This window comes from Mycobacterium sp. P2_H7 (assembly GCF_056403275.1).
This window is the reverse complement of sequence record NZ_JBFUFU010000017.1, coordinates 62,501-84,406: the sequence shown is the minus strand read 5'-3', so window position 1 is coordinate 84,406 and position 21,906 is coordinate 62,501. Positions and strand designations below refer to the sequence as shown.

Genomic DNA, 21,906 nt, shown 5'->3' with positions numbered 1-21,906 from the left:
GTTGCGGGTTCGGTCGGTGCTGGAGCAGGGTTCGGTGCGCCGACGTTTCCCAATGGGGCGTCGGCATTTCCACGTGGCGTAGGCAGCCCGTGAGGTGGTTGAGGCGCATTCGAGGTCAAGAAGGACGGCGGAGCTGGTACAGGCGATTTCGGTGGTAGCTTTTGCCCCAAAAGCTGCTGGAGGGCATCGGTTGGAGGCTGCCATTTGCCGGGTGCTGGAGCTTGGGCAGCTGTACTCGCGACGGTTACTTCGTTCAAGGTGTGAAACACATTGATGACGTTGTCGATTGCAGCCTTTCGCTTGTCTGCGTCGGCACTAGAATCTTGTGAGGTCTCAATTTCGTGGATTAAGCGCTGTGCCTCGTGGACGTTGTTGGTAATTGTGCTCTTCGCCAAGACAACCATCCCTGCGACGTGGTTGTACCAAGTGGCGGCAGAAACGAGATGATCTTGCTGTTTGACGAACTGATCAGAACACCATTTTGATCTGGCGTCCGCTGCGCTCGCTCCGCTGCCCGTCCAGACTTCTCCATTGAAGGTTTCCCCATACTCGCGGACCCACGGCTCGGCGGCTCCGATGGTCAGTTCTTGAAGTGTGCGAGTGCATTCCGTTCCACTGTTGTAGAGGTCGTCCTCACTGGTAGTTGGCCAGCCGTTAGGGTCGAGGAGGCGACCCGTGTACGGACCGGTGGGCCTATTGATTCCCATGTCTAAGCGCCAGCGGCGGCGCAGGCACTAACTATCATCGGCGCCGTCAGTCGCGATGTGTCGTAGAGATTTTCGTCAGGCCGAGCAAACGTCGGAAGGCTTTGCACGTATGCGCGCTGGTATTGGGAGGCGAGCGTCGTGAAGTCCTCTAGCGTGCTGTTTGAACTCTTGCGTCCGATCTTGTCCAACTCGTCAGCCCAGCTCAGCATTACGGGCTTGAGAGCCGTCGCGGTTGCTTGGAGTTCTGGTGTCCAGTCGCTGGCTGGAATGTTCGCGTCAGTTCCCTTCCATGCGGCCACTTCGGGTGTGGCGTTGAACGCGTCGACCGCCCGCTTGAGGTCCGGGCATACCGCGTTTGGGGATTGCAGGAATCGCACCGGATTGTCCAGATTGCTGGGCGGAGAAACTGCTGTCGGAGGTTCTGCAGGCTGAATCAGCGGTGCCCGAGCTGCTGCCGATCCGTATGTAATCGATTGGCAGACATGGCTAAGAACCTCGGCAGCGCCGACTGCGGTGAGTGCCAATTGATTGTCTGGCGGGGTATAAATCGGCACTCGGTCTGCATACGCGCCCGCGTAGGCGATGAACTGCTCATAGAGCTCGCGCATTACGCGGTGAGTAGTCAGCTTGGCTAGAGGAGTTGTTTGCTCGGCCGCGCTACGCATGGCATCGGCGACCGCCATGTGCTGAGTGCGGACATCTGGTCCCCATACAGAAGCAGGCAAAGTCGGATCGCGTTCTTTCCACCCATTCGATTCGACGGCGGCGAGCGTATTAAGAATCGGCATCCACGGTGCACACGACGGATCCTCGGTAATCACCGACACCGGCCCCGTATCGTTCGCGCTCGCAAAATCCGACGTGGGTGCTCCACTCGTAGTGGTTGCGGCGGTTGGCTTTTCGGATCCGCCACTACTTTTCGTGCACGACACCGCGACGACAGCCGTCACTGCGATGACGGCGATCAGCGCCACCGCGCCGATGATCCATTTCGCAATGCCGCGCTTGGGCGCGGGTGAGGGAGTCTGCGGCCACCCCTGCTGTGGATTCCATTGTGGGCCAGGCTGTCCGCCGGGGTAGCCGGGTGGCCAACCGCTAGAGCTGGGACCGTTGGGAGGCTGCGTCACAACACACTCTCCGATGATGGCCGCGGCGAAGCATGACGGTGGGGATCTTCTGGCGCTCGTTCGGACGGCGTGGTTCCCGGCGCAGCACTGGCCACCGGCTCGGCCGCGTCGGGAGAATCTTCGCGGCGGTGCTTACCCTCGCGGTCCTTCTCTTCCTCTGGCTTGTCTTCAGGCTTCTCGGCGCCACCGGCTTTCCCCGCCACCTGGCTGATCTGCTCGGCGATCTGCTGCACCCCTTGCATCGCCGTCTGCGGCAACTGGCCAGCCATGCCCATCACCTGTTGCGGGATCTGAGCGGCTTGGCTCGCCATCTGCATGGGCATTTGCATTATCTGCCCGAGCTGGCCGGCGCCTTGAGACGCGGCACCAGCCGCACCAGCCGCACCGGCCCTCGACCCGCCCACAGCGCCAGCCACGCCGGACGCGGTACCGCCCCCGCCTGCGCCACCGCCACCGACCTGAGCGGACAGCTTGCTGTGCAACTGGGCATCGGTTGCCGCATACCGGTCGGCCACGGCGGAAATGTTCTTGGCGAACTGTGAAGTCGCCGCCTTGAGCGCGGGTAGCCCAGATGCGATCGGCGCGAGGAATTGAGGAGCCAGCTCCGCAATCCGCGCCGACAACGGGTCAGTTCCCGCGGGTGTGTAGGCCGCAGGCGCCTCGGGAATCGCATCTGATGCAGCGAGGAAGTTCGCGCCGGCCTGCTTCAGCGCATCCGTGTCGACCTTCAAATTCTCAGGCGCCATGACCGTCCACTTCGTCGGACGTCACCGGAGCCCCCGCTACGGCCTCAACCAGCATCGATATTCCCCTCCGCATACCTCAGCTAAGACAGTACCCAACCCCGGAGAGGCTTCACTGCACAACATTCCAGCGTCTTTGCAGCTCAACGGTGGCTCCACCGCGTCCTCATCTGTTTGCTGCGATCGCGCGTCGGGCGAGACCTAGAAGGTGAGCGGCACGCGATCAAGCTCATCTGCTCTGCCAGAACAGCATTGGAACGGCTCAATCCGCCTGCGGACGGGTAGCCGCAGGACGCTGCTTCGGCGCGGGCGCTTCCACCGGCGCCCGCTCGGACGGCGCCACCGAGCCGGCCTCGGCTCCGTCCTCGGAGGGCTCGTCCCGTTTCTTCTCGCGATCTTCCCTCGGCTTCGCGTCGGAGTGACGGTCCTTCTTCTCGTCCGCGGCATCAGGAAGCTCGCCTACGCGGGCTTGGGAGGCCTGCTGCACACCCTGCATGATCTGCTGCGGAATCTGCTGCAAGCCTTGGGTTAGGCCCTGCAACGGCTGGGCGATCGACTGCGCCATCTGGCCGACCTGCTGACCGACCTGGCCAAGAATCTGGCCCATCTGGCCGGCCATGTCACCACCCGCCGAACCAGACGCGCCCCGACCGGGGGAGTCCTTGCCCTCCAACGCCTCCGCCCCGGCGGTGAACCGCTGCGCGTCCTGCTCGTCACCGCGGGCATAGGCGTCGGCGGCCTTCCGCAACAGGTCCGAGATGGTGCTGGCGATCGTCGACGTCGCCCCGAGGGAGTCCCGTCGGCTGCTCAGCACGCCTGAAAGTGCGGAGCTGACCGATGAGGCGATGGGGCCGTGAGTGGTGTCCACGGCGGCCCCGTCCTCACCGACGAGGCCCGACAGCCCGGTCGCGACATCGGAATGCGTGCGCGAGAAGGCCCGCAACCCCTCGGTCTGTACGTCGAGCGGATCGGTAGTCATCGGCCCCCATTCGATTCGAAGCCAATCCTATTGGTGCGCTTCACCGCTATCGGGCAGCAATTCCTCGACCTGGCGCGCGGCGTCGGCCGCTGCCGCGCCGAATCCGAGGCCCGACCACTCTTCGGACACCGCCGCCAGTCCGAGCGCGTCGCGCGCGGCCAATGCGCGCGCATGCGAGGCCGTCACGCGCGCGAAGACACCCTGCACCGGCAGACCGTCAAGACAGGCCGCAGCCCGGACATCGCCCAGTCGCACCCCGTCGTGTACCGCACGCAACGCCACGGCCGACTGCCCACCGCGCTCGGCCGCGCGGAAGGCCTCCCGGGCCGCTCCGACCGCCCCGATGGAATCCTTACGCGCCCAGCAGGTCCATGCCCGCGCCAGCGCAAGCTCCGGTGCGAACAGCATCGACTTCAAACCGTGCCGGGATTCGGCTCGCCCCAAGGCCTTTGCCGCGGCCACCGTCGACCCCTGCTGGCCGAGCGTCTGGGCCAACAACATCCACGCCAGCGGCGTCCACGAATAGCCGGTGGGTGCCAAACTGTCTGCGGCCGAACGCAACAGACCGACCGCGTCGTCCAAATCGCCGCGGAATGTCAGCACCTCGGCGATCAACAGATGCCCGATCGAATGCCCGGGCCCGTCATCGACCGTCAGCTCCCGGGCCACCGCCTCGGCCTGCTCCAGATCGCCGCCGAACACCGCCGCCAGCACCTGCCCGTAACCGGAGGTGTAGCGCAACAATCCCGGGTGCCCGGCCGCCACGGCACGCGACGCCAACGAATCGACCGGCTCGAACTCGCCCATCCGGGCATGTGCCAGCGCCGCCGCCGACGCCGCCCAGCCGACCGCCTGATCAGTGGCCTCGGCTGAAGTCAGCACCGAATCCGACAACTCCCGCGCCCGCTGCAGGTCGCCGGCGTTCATCGCGAACGTGCCCAATAAGGCGTCCACCGTGGCGTCGGAGGAGACCCGGCCGCGCAGCGCCCGCAGGAACGCCGTCGCCCGCTCGGGTTCGTCGAGCATCCAGAATTGGTTCGCCGCGCGCGGCAATGCCCACGCCATCAGGTCGGCTTCATCCAGGGTGGCGGGGTCCACCGCGGCGAGCACCTCGTCGGCATCGCGTCCGCGGCCCTGCCACGCCAGATCCTGGGCCCGCGCCAACAGCGACGACAACGACTCAGCCACCGCCGCAGTGTATGGCGGGCCTGCGGCCGTCGGTTACGTTTTCCACCGTGGCCGAAACCCCTTCCTGGGCGGTGTGCGTGTACTGCGCCTCCGGCCCTAAGCACCCTGAACTGCTCAAGCTCGCCACCGACGTGGGCCATGCCATCGCCGACCGCGGCTGGACGCTCGTCTCCGGCGGCGGCAATGTCTCGGCAATGGGCGCTGTCGCCGACGGCGCACGCCAGCACAGCGGCCGCACCATCGGCGTCATCCCCAAAGCGCTGGTGCACCGTGAACTCGCCGACGTCGAGGCCGACGAGCTGATCGTCACCGACACCATGCGGGAGCGCAAACAAGTCATGGAAGACCGCGCCGACGCGTTCATCGCCCTGCCCGGCGGCATCGGCACACTCGAAGAATTCTTCGAGGCCTGGACCGCTGGCTACCTCGGCATGCACGACAAGCCCATCGTCATGCTGGACCCGTTCGGGCATTACGACGGCCTGCTCACCTGGTTGCGCACGCTCGTCGACACCGGCTATGTCGGCGACACCGCCCTGGATCGCTTGGTGGTGGTTAACAACGTCGACGAGGCGATGGCCGCATGTGCCCCCGGTGAGATCCCTCACTAGGGTTGACGCTTATGAGTGACGACACATCCCGCGCCAGCGTCGGACTTCTTGACATCGCCACCCAACTGCCAGGGGTTCTGGCCGACGCGCCCGCCATCGTGCGTGGGCTGGTCACCGGGTTCGGTGCGCGGCCGACGGCGAAGACCTCGATCGGCAAGGTCTTCCAAGACCGGGCCGCGCAGCACGCGGACAAGGTGTTCCTCAAGTTCGAGGACCAGCGGCTGACCTATCGGCAGGCCAACGAGACCGTCAACCGGTACGCCGCGGTGCTGGCCGCCAAGGGTGTGGGACACGGCGACGTCGTCGGCATCATGCTGCGCAACTCGCCCGATGCCGTGCTGCTGATGCTGGCCACCGTCAAGTGCGGTGCCGTCGCCGGCATGCTCAATTACCACCAGCGCGGCGACGTGCTGGCGCACAGCTTCGGCCTGCTCAAGGCGAAAGCCGTCATCGCAGAGAACGACCTGATCGAGCCGATCGGTGAGAGCGGTGCCGAGCCCGACGGACTGCTGACCCTCGACGATCTGCGCCAGCTGTCGCTGACCGCGCCGACCACCAACCCGGCGATCACGTCCGCCGTGCTGGCCAAGGACAAGGCGTTCTACATCTTCACCTCGGGCACCACGGGCCTGCCCAAGGCCAGCGTCATGACCCACTACCGCTGGCTGCGTGCCCTGGCCGGGTTCGGCGGCCTCGGACTGCGCCTGAACAGCAGCGACACCCTGTACTGCTGCCTGCCGCTCTACCACAACAACGCGCTGACGGTGGCCACCGGATCGGCGATCAACGCCGGCGCCGCGCTCGCCTTGGGCAAGTCGTTCTCGGCATCGAGGTTCTGGGACGACGTCATCCGCTACGAGGCCACGTCGTTCGTCTACATCGGCGAGATCTGCGGCTATCTGCTCAACCAGCCCCCCAAGCCGACCGATCGTCAGCACAAGATCCGCGTCATCGGGGGCAACGGGCTACGTCCCGCCATCTGGGACGAGTTCACCAAGCGCTTCAACATCCCGCGGGTCTGCGAGTTCTATGCCGCCAGCGAGGGCAACACCGCCTTCCTCAACGTCTTCAACCTGGACAAGACGACCGGCATCTGCCCCAGCCCCGTCGCGTTCGTCGAGTACGACCTGGACACCGGCGAACCGGCCCGCGGCTCCAATGGCAAGCTGCGCAAGGTCAAGCGCGGCCAGCCCGGACTGCTGCTGAGCAAGGTGTCCAGCTTCCAGCCCTTCGACGGCTACACCGACAAATCGGCCAGCGAGAAGAAGCTGGTGCGCAATGCCTTCAAAGACGGCGACGTCTGGTTCAACACCGGCGACCTGATGCGCTCGCAGGGCTTCGGCCACGCCGCGTTCGCCGACCGGCTCGGCGACACCTTCCGCTGGAAGGGCGAGAATGTCGCCACCACGCAGGTGGAAGCCGCGATCTCCGCCGACAAGCAGATCGAGGAGGCGACGGTCTTCGGCGTCGAGGTGCCCGGCTGCGGCGGTCGCGCCGGCATGGTGGCCGTGCAGATGAAAGAGGGCATCGAGTTCGACGGCGCCGCCCTGGCCAAGGCCGCCTACGCGAGCCTGCCCGGCTACGCCGTGCCGCTGTTCGTGCGCGTGGTCAAAGAACTCGCCCACACCTCGACGTTCAAGAGTCAGAAGGTCGAGCTGCGCAAGCAAGGCTACGGATCCGACATCGAGGACCCGATCTTCGTGCTGGCCGGTCGCGACGAAGGCTACGTCCCCTCGCTTACCCGCGCTGACCGCGGGTAAGCGCGCCGAAATCGCGCGACGCTAGCCTGGAGCACGTGCAGTCGACGTGGCGGGGCGAGCGGGGCGACGAGAAATTGTTCCTGGGCCGACCGGTCGCCGCCGACCGGGCCATGATCATGGCCATCGTCAACCGCACCCCGGACTCCTTCTATGACCGCGGCGCCACCTTCGACGACCAGGCCGCCAAAGACGCGGCGCACCGCGTCATCGCCGACGGCGCCGACGTCATCGACGTGGGCGGGGTGAAAGCGGGCCCCGGCAGCACCGTCGACGCCGACGAGGAGATCGCCCGCGTCGTCCCGTTCATCGAATGGCTGCGCGACGCGTATCCGGATCAGCTGATCAGTGTCGACACCTGGCGGGCCGGCGTGGCCAAGCAGGCCTGTGCGGCCGGTGCCGACCTGATCAACGACACCTGGGCCGGGGCCGACCCGGGCCTGCCGGAGGTGGCCGCGGAATTCGGGGCGGGCCTGGTGTGCTCACACACCGGCGGCGCCGTCCCGCGAACCCGCCCGTTCCGAGTGAACTACGGGATCACCGAACACGGAGTCGTGGACGCCGTGATCGCCGAGGTCACCGCGGCCGCCGAACACGCGGTGGCGGTCGGCGTCGGCAAAGACGCGATCTTGATCGATCCGACTCACGATTTCGGGAAAAACACTTACCACGGCCTTAGTTTGTTGCGCCATGTAAAAGATCTTGTAAATACGGGATGGCCGGTCCTGATGGCCCTCAGTAACAAGGATTTTGTCGGGGAGACTCTGGGTGTGGGCCTCACCGAACGCTTGGAAGGCACACTGGCGGCGACCGCCCTGGCGGCCGCCGACGGTGCGGCAATGTTCCGGGTACATGAGGTGGGACCCACTCGGCGCGTACTGGAAATGGTCGCGTCGATCCAAGGGGAGCGTCCACCGACGCGGACCGTGAGGGGACTCGCATGACACTCACACCTGACCTGGCCACCGGAATCACCGGCCATCAGTGGCTCACCGATCACAGCTGGAGTCGACCCATGTGGACGATCGCTGAACTGGAAGCCGCCAAAGCCGGCCGCACGATATCGGTGGTGCTTCCGGCACTGAACGAGGAGGACACCGTCGGCTCGGTGGTGGAAACCATCGCACCGCTGCTGGGCGGGCTGGTCGACGAGCTGATCGTGCTGGACTCCGGGTCCACCGATGACACCGAGATCCGGGCCGTCGCGGCCGGCGCCCGCGTGATCAGCCGCGAGACCGCGCTCCCGGAGCTCGAACCGAACCCCGGCAAGGGTGAGGTGCTGTGGCGCTCGCTGGCTGCCGCCACCGGCGACATCATCGCGTTCGTCGACTCGGACCTGATAGATCCCGACCCGATGTTCGTGCCCAAACTGCTGGGCCCGCTGCTCACCGCCGACGGGGTGCACCTGGTCAAGGGTTTCTACCGGCGCCCCCTGAAGGTCAGCGGGGCCGAGGACGCCAACGGCGGCGGCCGCGTCACCGAGCTGGTCGCCCGGCCGCTGCTGGCCGCGCTGCGCCCGGAGCTGACGTGCCTGCTGCAACCGTTGGGTGGCGAGTACGCCGGCACCCGCGAACTGCTCACCTCGGTGCCGTTCGCGCCCGGGTACGGGGTGGAGATCGGCCTGCTGATCGACACCTACGACAAGCTGGGTCTGGATGCGATCGCACAGGTCAACCTCGGGGTGCGCACCCATCGCAACCGTCCGCTGACCGAGCTGGCCGCCATGAGCCGGCAGGTGATCGCCACCCTGTTGTCGCGCTGCGGCATCCCGGACTCCGGGGTCGGGTTGACCCAGTTCTTCGCCGACGGCGACGACTACACCGCCCGCACCTCGTCGGTCAGCCTGGCGGACCGGCCGCCGATGAACACGCTGCGCCCCTGACCCTGTCGGTGGGGTAGGGCAAAATCGAAGCGTGACCCTGATCCTGCTCTACCTGGTCGTGCTCGTTCTGGTCGGCGTCGTCCTGTTTGCCGTGGGCAGTGTGTTGTTCGGTCGCGGGGAGTCACTTCCGCCGCTTCCGCGCGGCACCACCGCGACGGTGCTGCCGGCTTCCGGAGTGACCGGTGCCGACGTCGACTCGGTGAAGCTGACACAGACCTTCCGCGGCTACAAGACCAGTGAGGTCGACTGGGTGCTCGACCGGTTGGGCGCCGAGCTGGATCTGGTTCGCGGTGAGTTGGCGGCCGTGCGCGCGGCGTACGGCATTGCCGAGGATCCGGAACCCGCAGAGCATGAGGCGGCGCATGCCCGCGCCGAAGAAGCGTGAGCGCACTCCCGACCGAGGACAGCCTGATCCGGTGTGGCTGGGCGCCAACGGATTCCAAGCCGGATTCCGTCCTCTACCGCGCGTATCACGACACCGAATGGGGGCAGCCGGTACGTGATTCGGCCGCGCTCTTCGAGCGGGTCAGCTTGGAGGCCTTCCAAAGTGGGCTGTCCTGGTTGGTCATCCTGCGTAAGCGCGACAACTTCCGTCGGGCGTTCAAGAAGTTCGACGTGGCGAAGGTGGCCCGCTTCACGGAACGCGACGTGGAGCGCCTGCTGACCGACGAGGGCATCGTGCGCAACCGCGCCAAGATCGAGGCCACCATCGCCAACGCGCGGGCCGTCGCCGACCTCGATGTCGAGTTGACCGAACTGTTGTGGTCGTTTGCGCCGGAGTTGCGCACGCGTCCCGCCGACATGGCCTCGGTACCGGCCGTCACGCCCGAGTCCACGGCAATGGCCAAGGAACTCAAGCGCCGCGGGTTCCGATTTGTCGGGCCGACGACGGCCTACGCACTGATGCAGGCGACCGGCATGGTGGACGACCACATCGCCTCGTGTTGGGTGCCGACAGCCACCTGAACCGATCACGGTCCGGTGCCATCGCCGGGTCTTTGCACACCTAAGCGCTTGGATAGGGAACAATAGGGCTAGTTCAGTACCAATCTCGAGCCGGCGACGCCGGCCATGAACGGGTTCGCCCATGCGGGCCGGCTCACGCGGAGGGAGCACACGATGGCGGCGATGAAGCCCCGGACCGGTGACGGTCCACTGGAAGCGACCAAAGAGGGGCGCGGCATCGTGATGCGAGTACCACTGGAGGGTGGGGGTCGACTGGTCGTCGAGCTCACCCCGGATGAGGCCGCCGCACTGGGCGACGAACTCAAAGGCGTTACCAGCTAGACCCCACCCAGGCAACAGCGCTGACCCTCAGGGTTCAGCGCTGTACCTTGCGGTAGATCTCCAGGGTCTGCTCGGCGATGTGCGCCCACGAGAACTCCTCGATACAGCGCTCGCGCCCGGCCACGCCGTAGCTGCGCGCACGCTCTGGCTCGGCCACCAGTGAGTTGACGGCATCGGCGAGTCGCTGCTCGAAGAACGCGGTGTCCTTCGCGTCGTAATGCACCAGCAGGCCCGTTTTGTGGTCGGCGACCACCTCGGGGATACCGCCGACATCGGACGCCACCACCGCCGTCCCGCACGCCATCGCCTCGAGGTTGACGATGCCCAGCGGTTCGTACACCGAGGGGCATACGAAAACTGATGCCGCGGACAGAATTTCGCGGATCTTGCCGATGGGCAGCATCTCGCGCACCCAGAACACGCCGGTCCGGCTGCGCGCCAGTTCCGCAACGGCGGCACCGATCTCCGCGGCGATCTCGGGGGTGTCCGGCGCTCCTGCGCACAGCACCAGCTGCACGTTCAGGTCGAACTTGTGGGCCGCTGCGACCAAGTGTGCGACGCCCTTCTGCCGGGTGATGCGCCCGACGAACGCGACGATCGGCTTGGCCAGGTCGACGCCCAGCTCGGCCAGCACCGAGTCGTCGGCGACCGGCGGCGCCGGGTACCAGACCGTGGTGTCGATGCCGTTGCGCACCACATGCACCTTGTCGGGATCGAGCGCCGGATAGGTGGCCAGCACGTCGTTGCGCATTCCGGAGCTGACCGCGATCACCGCGTCGGCGGCCTCGACCGCCGTCTTCTCCACCCAGGACGAAACCCGGTAGCCACCGCCGAGTTGCTCGGCCTTCCACGGTCGCAGCGGTTCCAGTGAGTGCGCCGTCAGCACGTGCGGGATGCCGTACAACTGTGCCGCCAGGTGCCCGGCCATCCCGGTATACCAGGTGTGCGAATGCACGACGGTGGCGTCCGCGGCATTGTTGACCATCACCAGGTCGGCCGACAGCGTGGACAGCGCGGCGTTGGCCGTCGCGAGCGCCGGGTCGGGTTGCGCGACGATGGCGGTGTCGCGCGGCGCACCCATGCAGTGCACGTCGACCTCGCACAGCGCTCTGAGTTGGGTGACGAGTTCGGTGACGTGTACGCCGGCACCGCCGTACACCTCAGGTGGATACTCCCGCGTCATCATCGCCACCCGCATGGTGTGCACGGTAGTGGGCGGCGGTGCGCGGCGCACCGTTGCGGTCAACCTTTTGTGCGCGTGAGCGAAATGTCTTGACCGACATGCGCCAATAGGGGCGATTGACTGGCTCTGCTGCGGTATCGCCGATAGGTTGGCAGGCATGAGGGAAGCGCCACACGTGCTGGGCATCGTCCTGGCCGGCGGAGAAGGGAAACGGCTCTATCCGTTGACAGCCGACCGTGCCAAACCCGCGGTGCCCTTCGGCGGTTCCTACCGGCTCATCGATTTCGTGCTCTCCAACCTGGTCAATGCACGCTTCCTGCGGATTTGCGTTCTCACGCAATACAAATCGCATTCACTCGACCGACACATCTCGCAGAACTGGCGGTTGTCGGGTCTGGCCGGTGAATACATCACCCCCGTGCCCGCCCAGCAGCGGCTGGGCCCGCGCTGGTACACCGGCTCCGGTGACGCGATCCTGCAGTCGCTGAATCTCATCTACGACGAGGACCCCGACTACGTCGTCGTGTTCGGTGCCGACCACATCTATCGGATGGACCCCGAGCAGATGCTGCGGTTCCACATCGAAAGCGGTGCGGGCGCCACCGTCGCCGGCATCCGGGTTCCCCGCGCCGAGGCGTCGGCCTTCGGCTGTATCGACGCCGACGAATCCGGCCGGATCCGAGGCTGGGTGGAGAAGCCGGCCGACCCGCCGGGCACCCCCGACGACCCGGAGCAGACGTTCGTCTCGATGGGCAACTACATCTTCACCACCAAGGTGCTCATCGACGCCATCCGCGCCGACGCCGAGGACGACCACTCCGACCACGACATGGGCGGCGACATCATCCCGCGCCTGGTGTCCGACGGCATGGCCGCGGTCTACGACTTCAACGACAACGAAGTGCCCGGCGCCACCGAACGCGACCACGGCTACTGGCGGGACGTCGGCACGCTCGACGCGTTCTACGACGCCCACATGGACCTCGTGTCGGTGCACCCGATCTTCAACCTCTACAACAAGCGCTGGCCCATCCGCGGCGGCTCGGAGAACCTGGCGCCGGCCAAGTTCGTCAACGGCGGATCCGCCCAGGAATCCGTCGTCGGCGCGGGCAGCATCATTTCCGCGGCCTCCGTGCGCAATTCGGTGCTGTCCTCCAACGTCGCCATCGACGACGGTGCCATCGTCGAGGGCAGCGTGCTGATGCCCGGTGTGCGGATCGGCCGCGGCGCTGTGGTGCGCAAGGCGATCCTGGACAAGAACGTCGTCGTCGGGCCCGGCGAGATGGTCGGGGTGGACCTGGACAAGGACCGCGAACGGTTCTCGATCAGCTCCGGTGGAGTCGTCGCCGTCGGTAAGGGCGTCTGGATCTAGACGTCGATGGCCTTGGCGGCCCTGCGCCGGCGTTGCCACCGCCATACCTGGAAGATCACCACGACCAGCACCACCAGTGCCACCAGGACCAGTGCGGGCACCAAGATGGCGCTGAACACCAACCCGACGCTGACGACATCCTCGGCGGTACTGAGCACCGGCGCGGCCATCCCGGCGGTGCCGATGTTCGCGACGGGGCGCACCGCCGATTTGGTCAGGGACACCACCAATGCGGTGACCACCCCGATCGCCACCGCCACCCACTGGCCCGAACTGGCGAAGGCGCCCGGGTCTGTCACCGCTGCCGTCTGCGCTGCGGTGCCCGAGCCGAACACGATGCCGCCCGCGGTGGGCCGGACGAAGGTCTGGATGGTGTCGTTGACGGAGTCCAGGGCGGGCACCTTGTCGGCGATCACCTCGACGACCAGCAGCACCGCGACGATGGCGAGCACCCAGCCGTTCTCCAGCCAGGCCCAGCCCGACGGCAGGCTCACCAGGTCGGTGAACCGGGACAGCAGCCCCAGCGCCAGCAGGGGGATGTAGGCGTTCAGCCCCGCGGCGGTGGCCAGCCCGAATCCGGTCAGCAACTCCACATGGTCAGTATGCGGTGCGTCACTGCTTGTGGTTGTCGCTACGCGGCCGATCGTGTGGCGGGACTTTCGGGGTATCGCGCACGGTGCGGCCCTTGCCCGCGACGGTGCTCAGCGCGCGGCGGCAGCGCGGGCACACCGGCTTCCCGTCTCTGTCCACCGTCCAGGCCTTGCCGGCACCGGGACAGGGCATCGCGTGTGGGCTGGGCATCCCCTGATCCTAAGTCGGCGCGGCGCTCACCAGACGTAGGGCACCACGCGGTAGGGCACCGCGCGGATGTAGTCGGCGTAGCCGGCCAGTTCGGTGCGCAACAACGACTCCTCGTCCAGGATGCGCAGCACCAGGATCGGCACGGCCAGCGCGGTGACGAGCAGACCCCAGTACGAGTCCAGCGCCAACGGGGTGCCGAACATCATGATCAGTGCCCCCGCGTACATGGGATGACGCACCACTCCGTAGAGGCCCGTGGAGACCAGCGGTTGCTCGTCCTCGACGCGGATGCTGGCGCCGGCGAAGTTGTTCTGCAGCACCACCGCCTGAGCCAGCACCAACCCGACCACCACCATGACGTTGCCCACGATGATCATCGCCGTGGGCACATGGGACCACCCGAAGCGGTGATCCAGTGCGCTCACCACGGTCAGCACCACGACGGAGGCGAACGTCGCCGTGATGATGATCTTCTGCAGCGGCCGCGTCTCGGCGGTCGGCCCGCCCTTCATCCGGCGGGCCAGGGTGGCCGGGTTCTTCACCGCGAGGTAGACGTTGGGCACCAGGGTGGTGGCCATGAACACAGCGATGAAAACCCACGCCTGCCAATAGTTCAGCGTGCCCGCGGGCAGGAACAACAGCACACCGAAGAACACCAGCCCGAAGAATGCGGAGACGACCGCCTGTGCCATGAGTTTCATCGGACGTCCCGGCGACGGAAGGCGATGAGCCCCAGCGCGATCAGCGCCGCGTCGATCACCAACAGCCATGCCAGCGGTGTCGCGGTGAACGCGCCGGGCCGCGGAATGTGGGCGAACGGTTCCAGATCCAGCAGCAACTGCGGGAACCCCGACAGCGAGCCCAACAGGAACAGCGCGATGAATCCGATCAGCACCCCCCACGCCAGCGGCGCGAAACGCGGTGCCAGACCGAACAATGCGACGGTCACGGCCACGAGAAGCCACACCGCGGGTAGCTGCACCGCCGCGGCGGCCAGCACGACCCCGAGCTTGCCACCCACATCGCCGGCGGCGGCACCGTAGGTCACCCCGGCCACCACACCGGCGATCAGCAGGGCGCCGGCCGACCCGACGACGGCCGGCACGAGATGGCTGGCAAGCCAACGGGTTCGGCTCACGGCGCCGGCCAGCACCGCTTCGGCGTGTTGGCCGGATTCCTCCTGGTGCAAGCGCAGCGTCAGCGAGATGGCGAACGCTGAGGTGATCATCGCGAGCATGCTGAACGCCACCGCCACGAACGCCTCCTCCATGGCGGTGCTGCCGCCGAGTCGTACGACGACATCGCGGGCCACTTCGCTGTTGCCCACCTCGTCGGCGATACCGTGCACCACACTGCCGATCAGCAGGCCGTAGAGACACAGTCCGACGGTCCACAGCAGCAGCGCGCCGCGGTCCAGACGCAGCGCCAAGCCCATCGGACCGCTCAGGCCTGCCCCGGCTGCGGGCGGTCCCGGACGTTCGGCGAACAGGCCGGCACCGACATCGCGGCGTGCCAGCAGTCGGTAGGCCAGCGCGGTCAGTACGACGATGACCGCCACGTGCAGCAGCAATATCCACCACCGGTCACCGGCGAACGGGCGGACCTGAAGCGACCAGCCCAGCGGGGAGAGCCAACTCAACGGGCCGCCCTCGGTGCCGGACGCATCACCCACGGCGCGCAGCGTGAATGCCGCGCCGAGTACGGAAAAGGCTGCGCCACGGGCGAACCGGGCGCTCGAGGACAACTGCGCGGTCACCGCCGCGACAGTGGTGAACACCATCCCCGAGGCGGCCAATGCCATGCCGAAGGCGATCGACCCGGCCGGCGGGATGTCGAGGGTCAGCAGGCCGGCGGTGGTCAGGACACCGGTGAGCACGGCGGCCGAACCGGTGAGGACCAGTGCCGCGGTGAGGGCGGCGTACCGGCCGATGGCCGTGGAGTCGAGCAGTTCGGTGCGCCCGGTTTCCTCGTCGCCGCGGGTGTGCCGGATGACGGTCAGGATGACGGCCACCGCGATCAGCAGGTGGAACATCCCGGCCTTCCACACACCCACCGCACCGATGGACTCGTTGTAGATGTTGCCATAGAGGGCGCGTTGCGCGGGGCTGGCCATGATGGTGGCCGCGAACGAGGCGCGGTCGGCGGCGGTGGGGTAGACGGCCTCGGTGCTGCCGACGTAGACCGTGGCCACCGGGACCGACAGCAGCAGCACCCACAGCGGTAGCACGATCCGGTCGCGGCGCAGGTAAAGGCGTAGCAGCCCAACAGTTCCGGTGAAGTTCGACGACCGGACGGGCCGACGGTCCAGTGTCGTGGTCATGAGTGCACCACGTCGTAGTGCTGCAGGAACAAGTCCTCCAGCGTGGGCGGCTGGCTGACCAGGCTGCGCACCCCGGCGTCGCCGAGCACCTTGATCACCCGGCCGAGGCTCTCGCTGTCGACCTGCGCGCGCAGGGTGGCGCCGTCGAGGCTGATGTCCTCGACGCCGGGGATGAGGCTGAGATCGCCCGGATTGCCGATCATCTCGGCGGTGATCGAGGTGCGCGACAGGTGCCGCATCGAGTCCAGTGTGCCGGTCTCGACGGTGCGGCCGGCGCGGATGATGGTCAGCCGGTCGCACAGCGCCTCGGTTTCGGCGAGGATGTGGCTGGACAGCAGGACCGTCGTGCCGCGGTCGTTGGCCTCCCGCACGCACTGCTGAAAGATGTTCTCCATCAATGGGTCCAACCCACTACTCGGTTCGTCGAGCAGCAGCAGCCGGGCATGCGATGCGAAGGCGGAGATCAGCGAGACCTTCTGCCGGTTGCCCTTCGAGTAGGTGCGGGCCTTCTTCGTGGGGTCCAGTGCGAAGCGTTCGATCAGTTCGGCGCGCCGCCCGGCGTCGATGTCGCCGCGCATCCGGGCCAGTAGGTCGATGGTCTCGCCGCCGGTCAGCGACGGCCACAGCGTGACATCGCCTGGCACGTAGGCGATGTCGCGGTGTAGGGCGACGGCGTCGGCCCACGGGTCGCCGCCGAGCAGGCGCACCGTGCCGGCATCGGCGCGGACCAGCCCGAGCAGCGTGCGGATGGTGGTGGATTTGCCGGCGCCGTTCGGGCCGAGGAACCCGTGCACCTCGCCGGCGGCGACGGTGAGTTCGAGTCCGTCCAGGGCGCGGGCAGAGCCGAAACTTTTGACCAGGCCGCGGATTTCGATGGCGTTCTGCGTCATGATGGTTTTCCTTCCGATGAGGTGACGATCGGCAGTCCTTGTTCGTCTTGCGCGACGAACGCGTCGTACATGGTGGAGTCGGCGAGCAACCCCTGGGTGTAGACCTCCAGGGCCGGCAGCACCATCTCCTGGGCGTAGTCGTGCAGCACGGCCTTGACGTCGGTCGGATTCTCGTGCAGCTGCACGTACATCAGGAAGGCTCCGCCGCCGGCCATGGCCAGGAATCTGGCGCGCGCCTTGGGGTTTCGGCTCGGCTTGACGGTGCCGGCCCGAACGCCCTCCTCCATGTACTGCTCGACGTTGTCGAGCATCCTGCGCCACAACTTGTTCGACAGTTCGCCGCCTGTCTGCATGGACCGCACCAGGTAGGCCATCGCGGGTGCGTAGGCCTCGATCTCGGCCATCTGGGCGAACCAACTGGCCGGATCGGTGCTCTGGATGGACTCCGTCTTGGCTTCCAGGATGGATTCGGCGATGAAGTCGTCACAGGCCTGGCGCAGCTTGTCTTTGGAACCGAAGTGGTGGATCACCAGACCGGGGCTCACGCCCGCGGCAGTGGCGATGGCCCGCACGCTGGTGCCGAAGCCGTGCTGGCCGAACTGTTCGATCGCGGCGTCGCGGATTCGTGCGGCGGCGGTCAGATCATCGACTGAACGCATGTTCAGTACGCTAAACGCTTGTTTAGTGCTCCGTCAAGGGTGAGTTTGGGATGCGCCGTCGGGAGGTACTCCTGGGAAGGCTCAGCGTCGAGTCGACTACGCAGATCTCACGATCGAACCGGAGGAATCATGGGCATCGCAGACAAGGCCAGCAACAAGATCGAGGATCTGGGCGGCAAGGCCAAGGAGACGGTGGGCCGCGCGACCAACGATCAGAGCACCGAGAATGAGGGCAAGGTCGACCAGGCGAAGGCCGGCGTCAAGGATGCGGTCGAAAAGGTCAAGGACGTTTTCAAGTAATCCGCCAGACTTCTGAATTCAGCCCGCCGGGAACCTTCCTGGCGGGCTGAATTCGTGGAAAGCCGTCAGTCGCGCGCGGCGGCGAGCAGCCCGTCGCCCAGCGGCACCAGCACGGGCGTGAACCGCTCGTCCTCGGCGATCAGCCGGGCGGCTTCGCGTACCGCACTCACCTCGGGGTCGTTGGCCGTGGCGTCGCCGGCGCGCCCGCCCAACGCGGCACGGTGCACGATGACCGCTCCACCCGGACGCAGCAGCCGCAACGCCTCGGCCACATACACCGGCTGGTCCGCCGGCGCGGCATCGATGAACACCAGGTCGTAGGACTCATCGGCCAGCCGGGTCAACACCTCTTGGGCGCGACCGCCGATCAACCGGGTGCGCGACGGCCCCACGCCCGCTTCGGAGAAGGCCTGCTTGGCCAGGCGCTGGTGTTCGGGCTCGATGTCGATGCTGGTGAGCACGCCGTCCTCACGCATGCCGGCGAGCAGCCACAACCCGCTCACGCCGGCGCCTGTCCCGACCTCGACGACGGCCTTCGCGCCGGTCAGCCGGGCCAGCACGCTCAGCAGGGCGCCGACGGCGGGGGTGACCGCACCGGCGCCGCAGTCCACGGCACGTTCCCGTGCGGCCGCGGTGACGTTGTCCTCGGTGATCGACCCTTCGGCGTGCGAGACGATCGCCTGGGCACGGTGAGCGTCGTCGGTGCTGGCCATGCCCGCAGCGTAGAGCGAACCCCGACCCGGCCGTGCGGCGACACGCCCGCCCCGGAGTTCAGGATCACATCGAATTCCGCGAGGTTTTGCCTGGTCGTCTACCGGGTAACAAGCTTTCTCAGGAATTAATCAGTTTTCTCCTATGCCTGCCTCACACCGGTCAGCGACGGTACTGGGATGAACATCGGCGGAAGCTGGCACTCGGGGAATAGCGACATCTACGGTCGCGTTCCCAATGGCACCGAGCAGTCGACGAAAATTGCCGACTGTTCCACCGATACGGAGGATCCGACGAACACCACCACGCGCCTGGCGACCCCGGTCTCGATGCCGCACCTCGAGCAGTACGCGGAGGACTGGGTGGAGCCTTCTGACGAGCTGTCCGGGACGGCGGTGTTCGACGCCACCGGCGACAAGGCCGCCATGCCTTCGTGGGACGAGCTCGTGCGCCAGCATGCCGATCGGGTCTACCGACTGGCCTACCGCCTGTCGGGCAACCAGCAGGACGCCGAGGACCTGACCCAGGAAACCTTCATCCGGGTGTTCCGGTCGGTGCACAACTACCAGGCCGGCACCTTCGAGGGCTGGCTGCACCGCATCACCACGAACCTGTTCCTGGACATGGTCCGCCGACGCGCTCGCATCCGCATGGAGGCGCTGCCCGAGGACTACGACCGGGTGCCCGCCGAGGACCCGAACCCCGAGCAGATCTTCCACGACTCGCGACTGGGACCGGATCTGCAGGCCGCCCTGGATTCGCTGCCGCCGGAGTTCCGCGCCGCCGTCGTCCTGTGCGACATCGAAGGCTTGTCCTACGAGGAGATCGGCGCCACGCTGGGCGTCAAGCTGGGCACGGTGCGCAGCCGCATCCACCGCGGACGCCAGGCGTTACGCGACTATCTGGCCAAGCACTCCGACACGCTGCCGACCTCCGCCTGAGCGTCGCGGGTGTGGGGTACAGCTTCCCGCGCTACATTCAAAAGAACAGTGTGCGCGTGTGACGCGGTGGCCAGAGAGGAGCTGGGTGATGGGCGACCCCGGGGACGTCTTCCGACGTGCGTTCTCCTGGCTGCCCACCCAGTTCGCCTCGCAGAGCAATGAGCCGGTCGGTCCACGCCGCTTCGGGTCCACCGAGCACCTCTCCAGCGAGGCCATCGCCGCTTTCGTCGACGGTGAACTGCGGATGACGGCGCATCTGCGTGCGGGCCACCACCTCTCGTTGTGTCCCCAGTGTGCCGCCGAGGTCGACGCCCAGCGTCAGGCGCGCAGTGCGTTGCGGGACTCCTGCCAAATCTCCATTCCGAGTGCACTACTGGGCTTGTTGTCCCAGATCCCGGAGGAGAATCCGGCGGACGCGGCAGCCGAGGAGGCGTCTCGGCAGTTAGCTGAAGAGTCAGCCCGGACCCGCCGCAAGCGCCGGTAGATTTAATGCAGCGACAAACAGCTACGCGCGCCGCCGGCGCGCTGGAGTGGAAAGTGATGCACGCGTGACCAATCAGGACCCCTCCGGCGACCGGCCCAGGCTGGCACCGCGCCCGGTCTCGCGTCCCCCGGTCGACCCGGCCGCGCAGCGCGCCTTCGGCCGGCCCTCCGGCTTCGACGGCTCCTTCCTGGCCACCGACAAGTACCGGGACCAGGGTGAGTACACCCCGCACGACCAGGCGCCCGACAAGGTGCTGGCCGAGGCGTTCGGGCGGCCGAACGCCGGCGGCGACTCGTTGCAGCGGCATCCCGCCGACGCCGGAGCGCTGGACGCCGAACGCGACGGTGCGGATGACGGCGCGCCCGATCCATGGCGCGATCCCGCAGCCGGTGCCGCGCTCGGTGCGCCGGCGGTGACCCACAGCGGGCCCGTCGTCGTGACGGCGCCGCAGGGCAAGCTCGGCGTGCGCGATGTGCTGTTCGGCGGACGGGTGTCGTTCGTCGCCCTGGCCATCCTCGCGATCGTGGCGCTGGTCATCGGTTTCGCCGGCGGCTGGGTGGGTCGCAAGACCGCCGAGGTCGTCGAGGCGTTCACCACCTCCAAGGTGACGCTGGAAACCAATGACAACCAGCAGAGCCCACCCGGACGGTTCGCGAAAGTGGCTGCCGCCGTGGCTGATTCGGTGGTCACCATCGAAGCGGTCAGTGATCAGGAGGGCTCCCAGGGGTCCGGCGTGGTCGTCGACGGCCGCGGCTACATCGTCACCAACAACCACGTCATCTCCGAAGCGGCGACCAACCCGAGCAAGTTCAAGATCTCCGTCGTCTTCAACGACGGCAAAGAGGTGCCCGCCAACCTCGTCGGGCGCGACCCGAAGACCGACCTGGCCGTGCTCAAGGTCGACAACGTCGACAATCTCGTGGTCGCGCGGATGGGCGACTCGGACAAGCTGACCGTCGGCGAAGAAGTGATCGCCGCGGGCGCACCGTTGGGCCTGCGCAGCACGGTCACCCAGGGCATCATCAGCGCGCTGCACCGCCCGGTCCCGCTGTCCGGGGAGGGCTCGGACACCGACACCGTCATCGACGGCGTGCAGACCGATGCCTCGATCAACCACGGCAACTCCGGTGGTCCCCTGATCAACATGGACTCCGAGGTCATCGGCATCAACACGGCAGGCAAGTCGCTGTCCGACAGCGCCAGCGGCCTCGGCTTCGCCATCCCGGTCAACGAGGTCAAGGCCACCGTCGCCGCCCTGATCGAGAGCGGCAAGATCTCGCATCCGACCCTGGGCCTGAGCGCCCGGTCGGTGAGCAACGATGTGGCCAAGGGCGCGCAGATCGCCAACGTCAAGGCCGGCGGGCCCGCCGAGAAGGCCGGCATCCTGGAGAACGACGTGGTGGTCAAGGTCGGTGGCCGCTCGGTCGCCGACGCCGACGAGTTCGTCGTCGCGACCCGCCAGCTCAAGATCGGGCAGGAAGCGCCCATCGAGGTGGTCCGTGACGGTCGGCATGTGACGCTCATGGTCACGCCCACCGGCGACAACCCCACCTAACCGATGTTTGCGAACGTCGGCTGGGGCGAGATGCTGATCCTGGTGATCGCCGGATTGGTGATCCTGGGTCCCGAGCGGTTGCCCGGCGCCATCCGGTGGACGGCGGGCACCGTCAAGCAGGCCCGCGAATACCTCACCGGGGCGACCAGTCAGCTGCGGGAGGACCTGGGTCCGGAGTTCGACGACCTGCGCGCGCCCCTGTCGGAACTGCAGAAGCTGCGCGGGATGACGCCGCGCGCGGCGCTCACCAAACACCTGCTCGACGGCGACGACTCGTTCCTGACGGGCAACTTCGACAAGCCCGTCAAACCGGTCTCACCGGACGCCCCGAAACCCGTCGAGCAGCCCCCGGCCGAACCGGGCGTCACCAAGTTCGACAGCGACGCCACCTAGAACTGACGCCACCTAG

General features: G+C 67.1%; 25 protein-coding genes. 13 read left to right on the top strand and 12 right to left on the bottom strand.

Annotated features, from left to right (window positions below):
- Positions 1 to 709: 709 nt before the first annotated feature.
- The 4 genes from AC1DY7_RS24170 to AC1DY7_RS24155 all read right to left on the bottom strand — a co-directional run bounded on the left by AC1DY7_RS24170 (position 710) and on the right by AC1DY7_RS24155 (position 4,744).
- Entirely contained in the window at positions 710 to 1,834 is a 1,125-nt protein-coding gene (locus AC1DY7_RS24170) for a Vmc-like lipoprotein signal peptide domain-containing protein (RefSeq protein ID WP_477496267.1), read from the bottom strand.
- Complete coding sequence (locus tag AC1DY7_RS24165; protein ID WP_477496266.1) at positions 1,831 to 2,580, bottom strand: hypothetical protein; 750 nt, start codon at positions 2,578 to 2,580, stop codon at positions 1,831 to 1,833. The genes AC1DY7_RS24170 and AC1DY7_RS24165 overlap by 4 nt, the downstream gene beginning before the upstream one ends.
- A 259-nt stretch (positions 2,581 to 2,839) precedes the next feature.
- Positions 2,840 to 3,556, bottom strand: coding sequence for a type VII secretion target (locus AC1DY7_RS24160; protein ID WP_477496265.1), 717 nt, complete (start codon positions 3,554 to 3,556; stop codon positions 2,840 to 2,842).
- 27 nt (positions 3,557 to 3,583) lie between these two features.
- Positions 3,584 to 4,744: a hypothetical protein gene (locus AC1DY7_RS24155; protein ID WP_477496264.1), complete on the bottom strand. Its 1,161-nt coding sequence runs from the start codon at positions 4,742 to 4,744 to the stop codon at positions 3,584 to 3,586.
- 47 nt (positions 4,745 to 4,791) lie between these two features.
- Between AC1DY7_RS24155 and AC1DY7_RS24150 the strand changes: the two genes are divergently transcribed.
- The 7 genes from AC1DY7_RS24150 to AC1DY7_RS24120 all read left to right on the top strand — a co-directional run bounded on the left by AC1DY7_RS24150 (position 4,792) and on the right by AC1DY7_RS24120 (position 10,281).
- The gene (locus AC1DY7_RS24150) at positions 4,792 to 5,355 is read left to right on the top strand and encodes an LOG family protein (RefSeq protein WP_477496263.1); all 564 of its coding nucleotides are present in this window, start codon (positions 4,792 to 4,794) and stop codon (positions 5,353 to 5,355) included.
- Positions 5,356 to 5,366: 11 nt separating this feature from the next.
- Positions 5,367 to 7,115: a long-chain-acyl-CoA synthetase FadD6 gene (gene fadD6 / locus AC1DY7_RS24145; protein ID WP_477496262.1), complete on the top strand. Its 1,749-nt coding sequence runs from the start codon at positions 5,367 to 5,369 to the stop codon at positions 7,113 to 7,115.
- A gap of 110 nt (positions 7,116 to 7,225) precedes the next feature.
- Positions 7,226 to 8,056, top strand: a complete 831-nt coding sequence (folP, locus tag AC1DY7_RS24140) for a dihydropteroate synthase (RefSeq protein WP_477496402.1) — start codon at positions 7,226 to 7,228, stop codon at positions 8,054 to 8,056.
- Positions 8,053 to 8,994, top strand: coding sequence for a glucosyl-3-phosphoglycerate synthase (locus tag AC1DY7_RS24135; RefSeq protein WP_477496261.1), 942 nt, complete (start codon positions 8,053 to 8,055; stop codon positions 8,992 to 8,994). The genes folP and AC1DY7_RS24135 overlap by 4 nt, the downstream gene beginning before the upstream one ends.
- A 31-nt stretch (positions 8,995 to 9,025) precedes the next feature.
- Complete coding sequence (locus tag AC1DY7_RS24130; protein WP_477496260.1) at positions 9,026 to 9,379, top strand: DivIVA domain-containing protein; 354 nt, start codon at positions 9,026 to 9,028, stop codon at positions 9,377 to 9,379.
- The gene (locus AC1DY7_RS24125; RefSeq protein WP_477496259.1) at positions 9,376 to 9,960 is read left to right on the top strand and encodes a DNA-3-methyladenine glycosylase I; all 585 of its coding nucleotides are present in this window, start codon (positions 9,376 to 9,378) and stop codon (positions 9,958 to 9,960) included. The genes AC1DY7_RS24130 and AC1DY7_RS24125 overlap by 4 nt, the downstream gene beginning before the upstream one ends.
- 153 nt (positions 9,961 to 10,113) lie before the next feature.
- The gene (locus AC1DY7_RS24120) at positions 10,114 to 10,281 is read left to right on the top strand and encodes a DUF3117 domain-containing protein (RefSeq protein ID WP_003406247.1); all 168 of its coding nucleotides are present in this window, start codon (positions 10,114 to 10,116) and stop codon (positions 10,279 to 10,281) included.
- Between the two features lie 34 nt (positions 10,282 to 10,315).
- Here the strand turns inward: AC1DY7_RS24120 and glgA are convergent, their stop codons facing one another.
- Entirely contained in the window at positions 10,316 to 11,479 is a 1,164-nt protein-coding gene (glgA, locus tag AC1DY7_RS24115) for a glycogen synthase (protein ID WP_477496258.1), read from the bottom strand.
- Positions 11,480 to 11,621: 142 nt separating this feature from the next.
- Here glgA and glgC point away from each other — a divergent pair, with 142 nt between their 5' ends.
- Positions 11,622 to 12,836: a glucose-1-phosphate adenylyltransferase gene (gene glgC, locus AC1DY7_RS24110; protein ID WP_477496257.1), complete on the top strand. Its 1,215-nt coding sequence runs from the start codon at positions 11,622 to 11,624 to the stop codon at positions 12,834 to 12,836.
- On the opposite strand, the gene AC1DY7_RS24105 is transcribed toward glgC, so the two are convergent.
- From AC1DY7_RS24105 to AC1DY7_RS24080, 6 genes are read right to left on the bottom strand one after another with little or no spacing between them, the layout of a single operon-like run.
- Complete coding sequence (locus AC1DY7_RS24105; protein ID WP_477496256.1) at positions 12,833 to 13,429, bottom strand: DUF4126 domain-containing protein; 597 nt, start codon at positions 13,427 to 13,429, stop codon at positions 12,833 to 12,835. The two genes, glgC and AC1DY7_RS24105, sit on opposite strands and share 4 nt — an antisense overlap.
- Before the next feature lie 19 nt (positions 13,430 to 13,448).
- Positions 13,449 to 13,637, bottom strand: a complete 189-nt coding sequence (locus AC1DY7_RS24100; RefSeq protein WP_477496255.1) for a hypothetical protein — start codon at positions 13,635 to 13,637, stop codon at positions 13,449 to 13,451.
- Between the two features lie 26 nt (positions 13,638 to 13,663).
- The gene (locus AC1DY7_RS24095; RefSeq protein WP_477496254.1) at positions 13,664 to 14,338 is read right to left on the bottom strand and encodes a methyltransferase family protein; all 675 of its coding nucleotides are present in this window, start codon (positions 14,336 to 14,338) and stop codon (positions 13,664 to 13,666) included.
- Positions 14,335 to 15,957: an ABC transporter permease gene (locus AC1DY7_RS24090; protein ID WP_477496253.1), complete on the bottom strand. Its 1,623-nt coding sequence runs from the start codon at positions 15,955 to 15,957 to the stop codon at positions 14,335 to 14,337. The genes AC1DY7_RS24095 and AC1DY7_RS24090 overlap by 4 nt, the downstream gene beginning before the upstream one ends.
- Positions 15,954 to 16,847: an ABC transporter ATP-binding protein gene (locus AC1DY7_RS24085; protein ID WP_477496252.1), complete on the bottom strand. Its 894-nt coding sequence runs from the start codon at positions 16,845 to 16,847 to the stop codon at positions 15,954 to 15,956. Before AC1DY7_RS24085 ends, AC1DY7_RS24090 begins: the two co-directional genes overlap by 4 nt.
- A complete protein-coding gene (locus AC1DY7_RS24080) occupies positions 16,844 to 17,506 on the bottom strand; it encodes a TetR/AcrR family transcriptional regulator (protein ID WP_477496251.1) in 663 nt (220 codons plus the stop codon). Before AC1DY7_RS24080 ends, AC1DY7_RS24085 begins: the two co-directional genes overlap by 4 nt.
- A gap of 129 nt (positions 17,507 to 17,635) precedes the next feature.
- On the opposite strand from AC1DY7_RS24080, the gene AC1DY7_RS24075 reads away from it, so the two are divergent.
- Entirely contained in the window at positions 17,636 to 17,806 is a 171-nt protein-coding gene (locus AC1DY7_RS24075) for a CsbD family protein (RefSeq protein ID WP_477496250.1), read from the top strand.
- A gap of 65 nt (positions 17,807 to 17,871) precedes the next feature.
- Here AC1DY7_RS24075 and AC1DY7_RS24070 read toward each other — a convergent pair whose 3' ends face one another.
- A complete protein-coding gene (locus AC1DY7_RS24070; protein ID WP_477496249.1) occupies positions 17,872 to 18,519 on the bottom strand; it encodes an O-methyltransferase in 648 nt (215 codons plus the stop codon).
- Positions 18,520 to 18,846: 327 nt separating this feature from the next.
- Here AC1DY7_RS24070 and sigE point away from each other — a divergent pair, with 327 nt between their 5' ends.
- The 4 genes from sigE (at position 18,847) to tatB (ending at position 21,890) form a co-directional block, all read left to right on the top strand.
- Positions 18,847 to 19,458 carry an RNA polymerase sigma factor SigE gene (gene sigE / locus AC1DY7_RS24065; protein ID WP_477496401.1) on the top strand — a complete coding sequence of 204 codons (612 nt, stop codon included), beginning with the start codon at positions 18,847 to 18,849 and terminating at the stop codon, positions 19,456 to 19,458.
- A gap of 88 nt (positions 19,459 to 19,546) precedes the next feature.
- Complete coding sequence (gene rseA, locus AC1DY7_RS24060; protein WP_477496248.1) at positions 19,547 to 19,942, top strand: anti-sigma E factor RseA; 396 nt, start codon at positions 19,547 to 19,549, stop codon at positions 19,940 to 19,942.
- A 64-nt stretch (positions 19,943 to 20,006) separates the two neighbouring features.
- The gene (htrA, locus tag AC1DY7_RS24055; protein WP_477496247.1) at positions 20,007 to 21,497 is read left to right on the top strand and encodes a serine protease HtrA; all 1,491 of its coding nucleotides are present in this window, start codon (positions 20,007 to 20,009) and stop codon (positions 21,495 to 21,497) included.
- A 3-nt stretch (positions 21,498 to 21,500) separates the two neighbouring features.
- On the top strand, positions 21,501 to 21,890 hold the full coding sequence (gene tatB, locus AC1DY7_RS24050) for a Sec-independent protein translocase protein TatB (RefSeq protein WP_477496246.1): 390 nt from the start codon (positions 21,501 to 21,503) through the stop codon (positions 21,888 to 21,890).
- Positions 21,891 to 21,906: the final 16 nt, after the last annotated feature.

Excerpts from the sequence above, each read along its gene's own strand:
- AC1DY7_RS24165 (WP_477496266.1), bottom strand. The coding sequence starts at position 2,580 with ATGGCGCCTGAGAATTTGAAGGTCGACACGGATGCGCTGAAGCAGGCC.
- AC1DY7_RS24160 (WP_477496265.1), bottom strand. The coding sequence starts at position 3,556 with ATGACTACCGATCCGCTCGACGTACAGACCGAGGGGTTGCGGGCCTTC.
- fadD6 (WP_477496262.1), top strand. The coding sequence starts at position 5,367 with ATGAGTGACGACACATCCCGCGCCAGCGTCGGACTTCTTGACATCGCC.
- folP (WP_477496402.1), top strand. The coding sequence starts at position 7,226 with ATGATCATGGCCATCGTCAACCGCACCCCGGACTCCTTCTATGACCGC.
- AC1DY7_RS24135 (WP_477496261.1), top strand. The coding sequence starts at position 8,053 with ATGACACTCACACCTGACCTGGCCACCGGAATCACCGGCCATCAGTGG.
- AC1DY7_RS24120 (WP_003406247.1), top strand. The coding sequence starts at position 10,114 with ATGGCGGCGATGAAGCCCCGGACCGGTGACGGTCCACTGGAAGCGACC.
- glgA (WP_477496258.1), bottom strand. The coding sequence starts at position 11,479 with ATGCGGGTGGCGATGATGACGCGGGAGTATCCACCTGAGGTGTACGGC.
- glgC (WP_477496257.1), top strand. The coding sequence starts at position 11,622 with ATGAGGGAAGCGCCACACGTGCTGGGCATCGTCCTGGCCGGCGGAGAA.
- AC1DY7_RS24100 (WP_477496255.1), bottom strand. The coding sequence starts at position 13,637 with ATGCCCAGCCCACACGCGATGCCCTGTCCCGGTGCCGGCAAGGCCTGG.
- AC1DY7_RS24095 (WP_477496254.1), bottom strand. The coding sequence starts at position 14,338 with ATGAAACTCATGGCACAGGCGGTCGTCTCCGCATTCTTCGGGCTGGTG.
- AC1DY7_RS24090 (WP_477496253.1), bottom strand. The coding sequence starts at position 15,957 with ATGACCACGACACTGGACCGTCGGCCCGTCCGGTCGTCGAACTTCACC.
- AC1DY7_RS24085 (WP_477496252.1), bottom strand. The coding sequence starts at position 16,847 with ATGACGCAGAACGCCATCGAAATCCGCGGCCTGGTCAAAAGTTTCGGC.
- AC1DY7_RS24080 (WP_477496251.1), bottom strand. The coding sequence starts at position 17,506 with ATGCGTTCAGTCGATGATCTGACCGCCGCCGCACGAATCCGCGACGCC.
- AC1DY7_RS24075 (WP_477496250.1), top strand. The coding sequence starts at position 17,636 with ATGGGCATCGCAGACAAGGCCAGCAACAAGATCGAGGATCTGGGCGGC.
- AC1DY7_RS24070 (WP_477496249.1), bottom strand. The coding sequence starts at position 18,519 with ATGGCCAGCACCGACGACGCTCACCGTGCCCAGGCGATCGTCTCGCAC.
- sigE (WP_477496401.1), top strand. The coding sequence starts at position 18,847 with ATGCCGCACCTCGAGCAGTACGCGGAGGACTGGGTGGAGCCTTCTGAC.
- rseA (WP_477496248.1), top strand. The coding sequence starts at position 19,547 with ATGGGCGACCCCGGGGACGTCTTCCGACGTGCGTTCTCCTGGCTGCCC.
- tatB (WP_477496246.1), top strand. The coding sequence starts at position 21,501 with ATGTTTGCGAACGTCGGCTGGGGCGAGATGCTGATCCTGGTGATCGCC.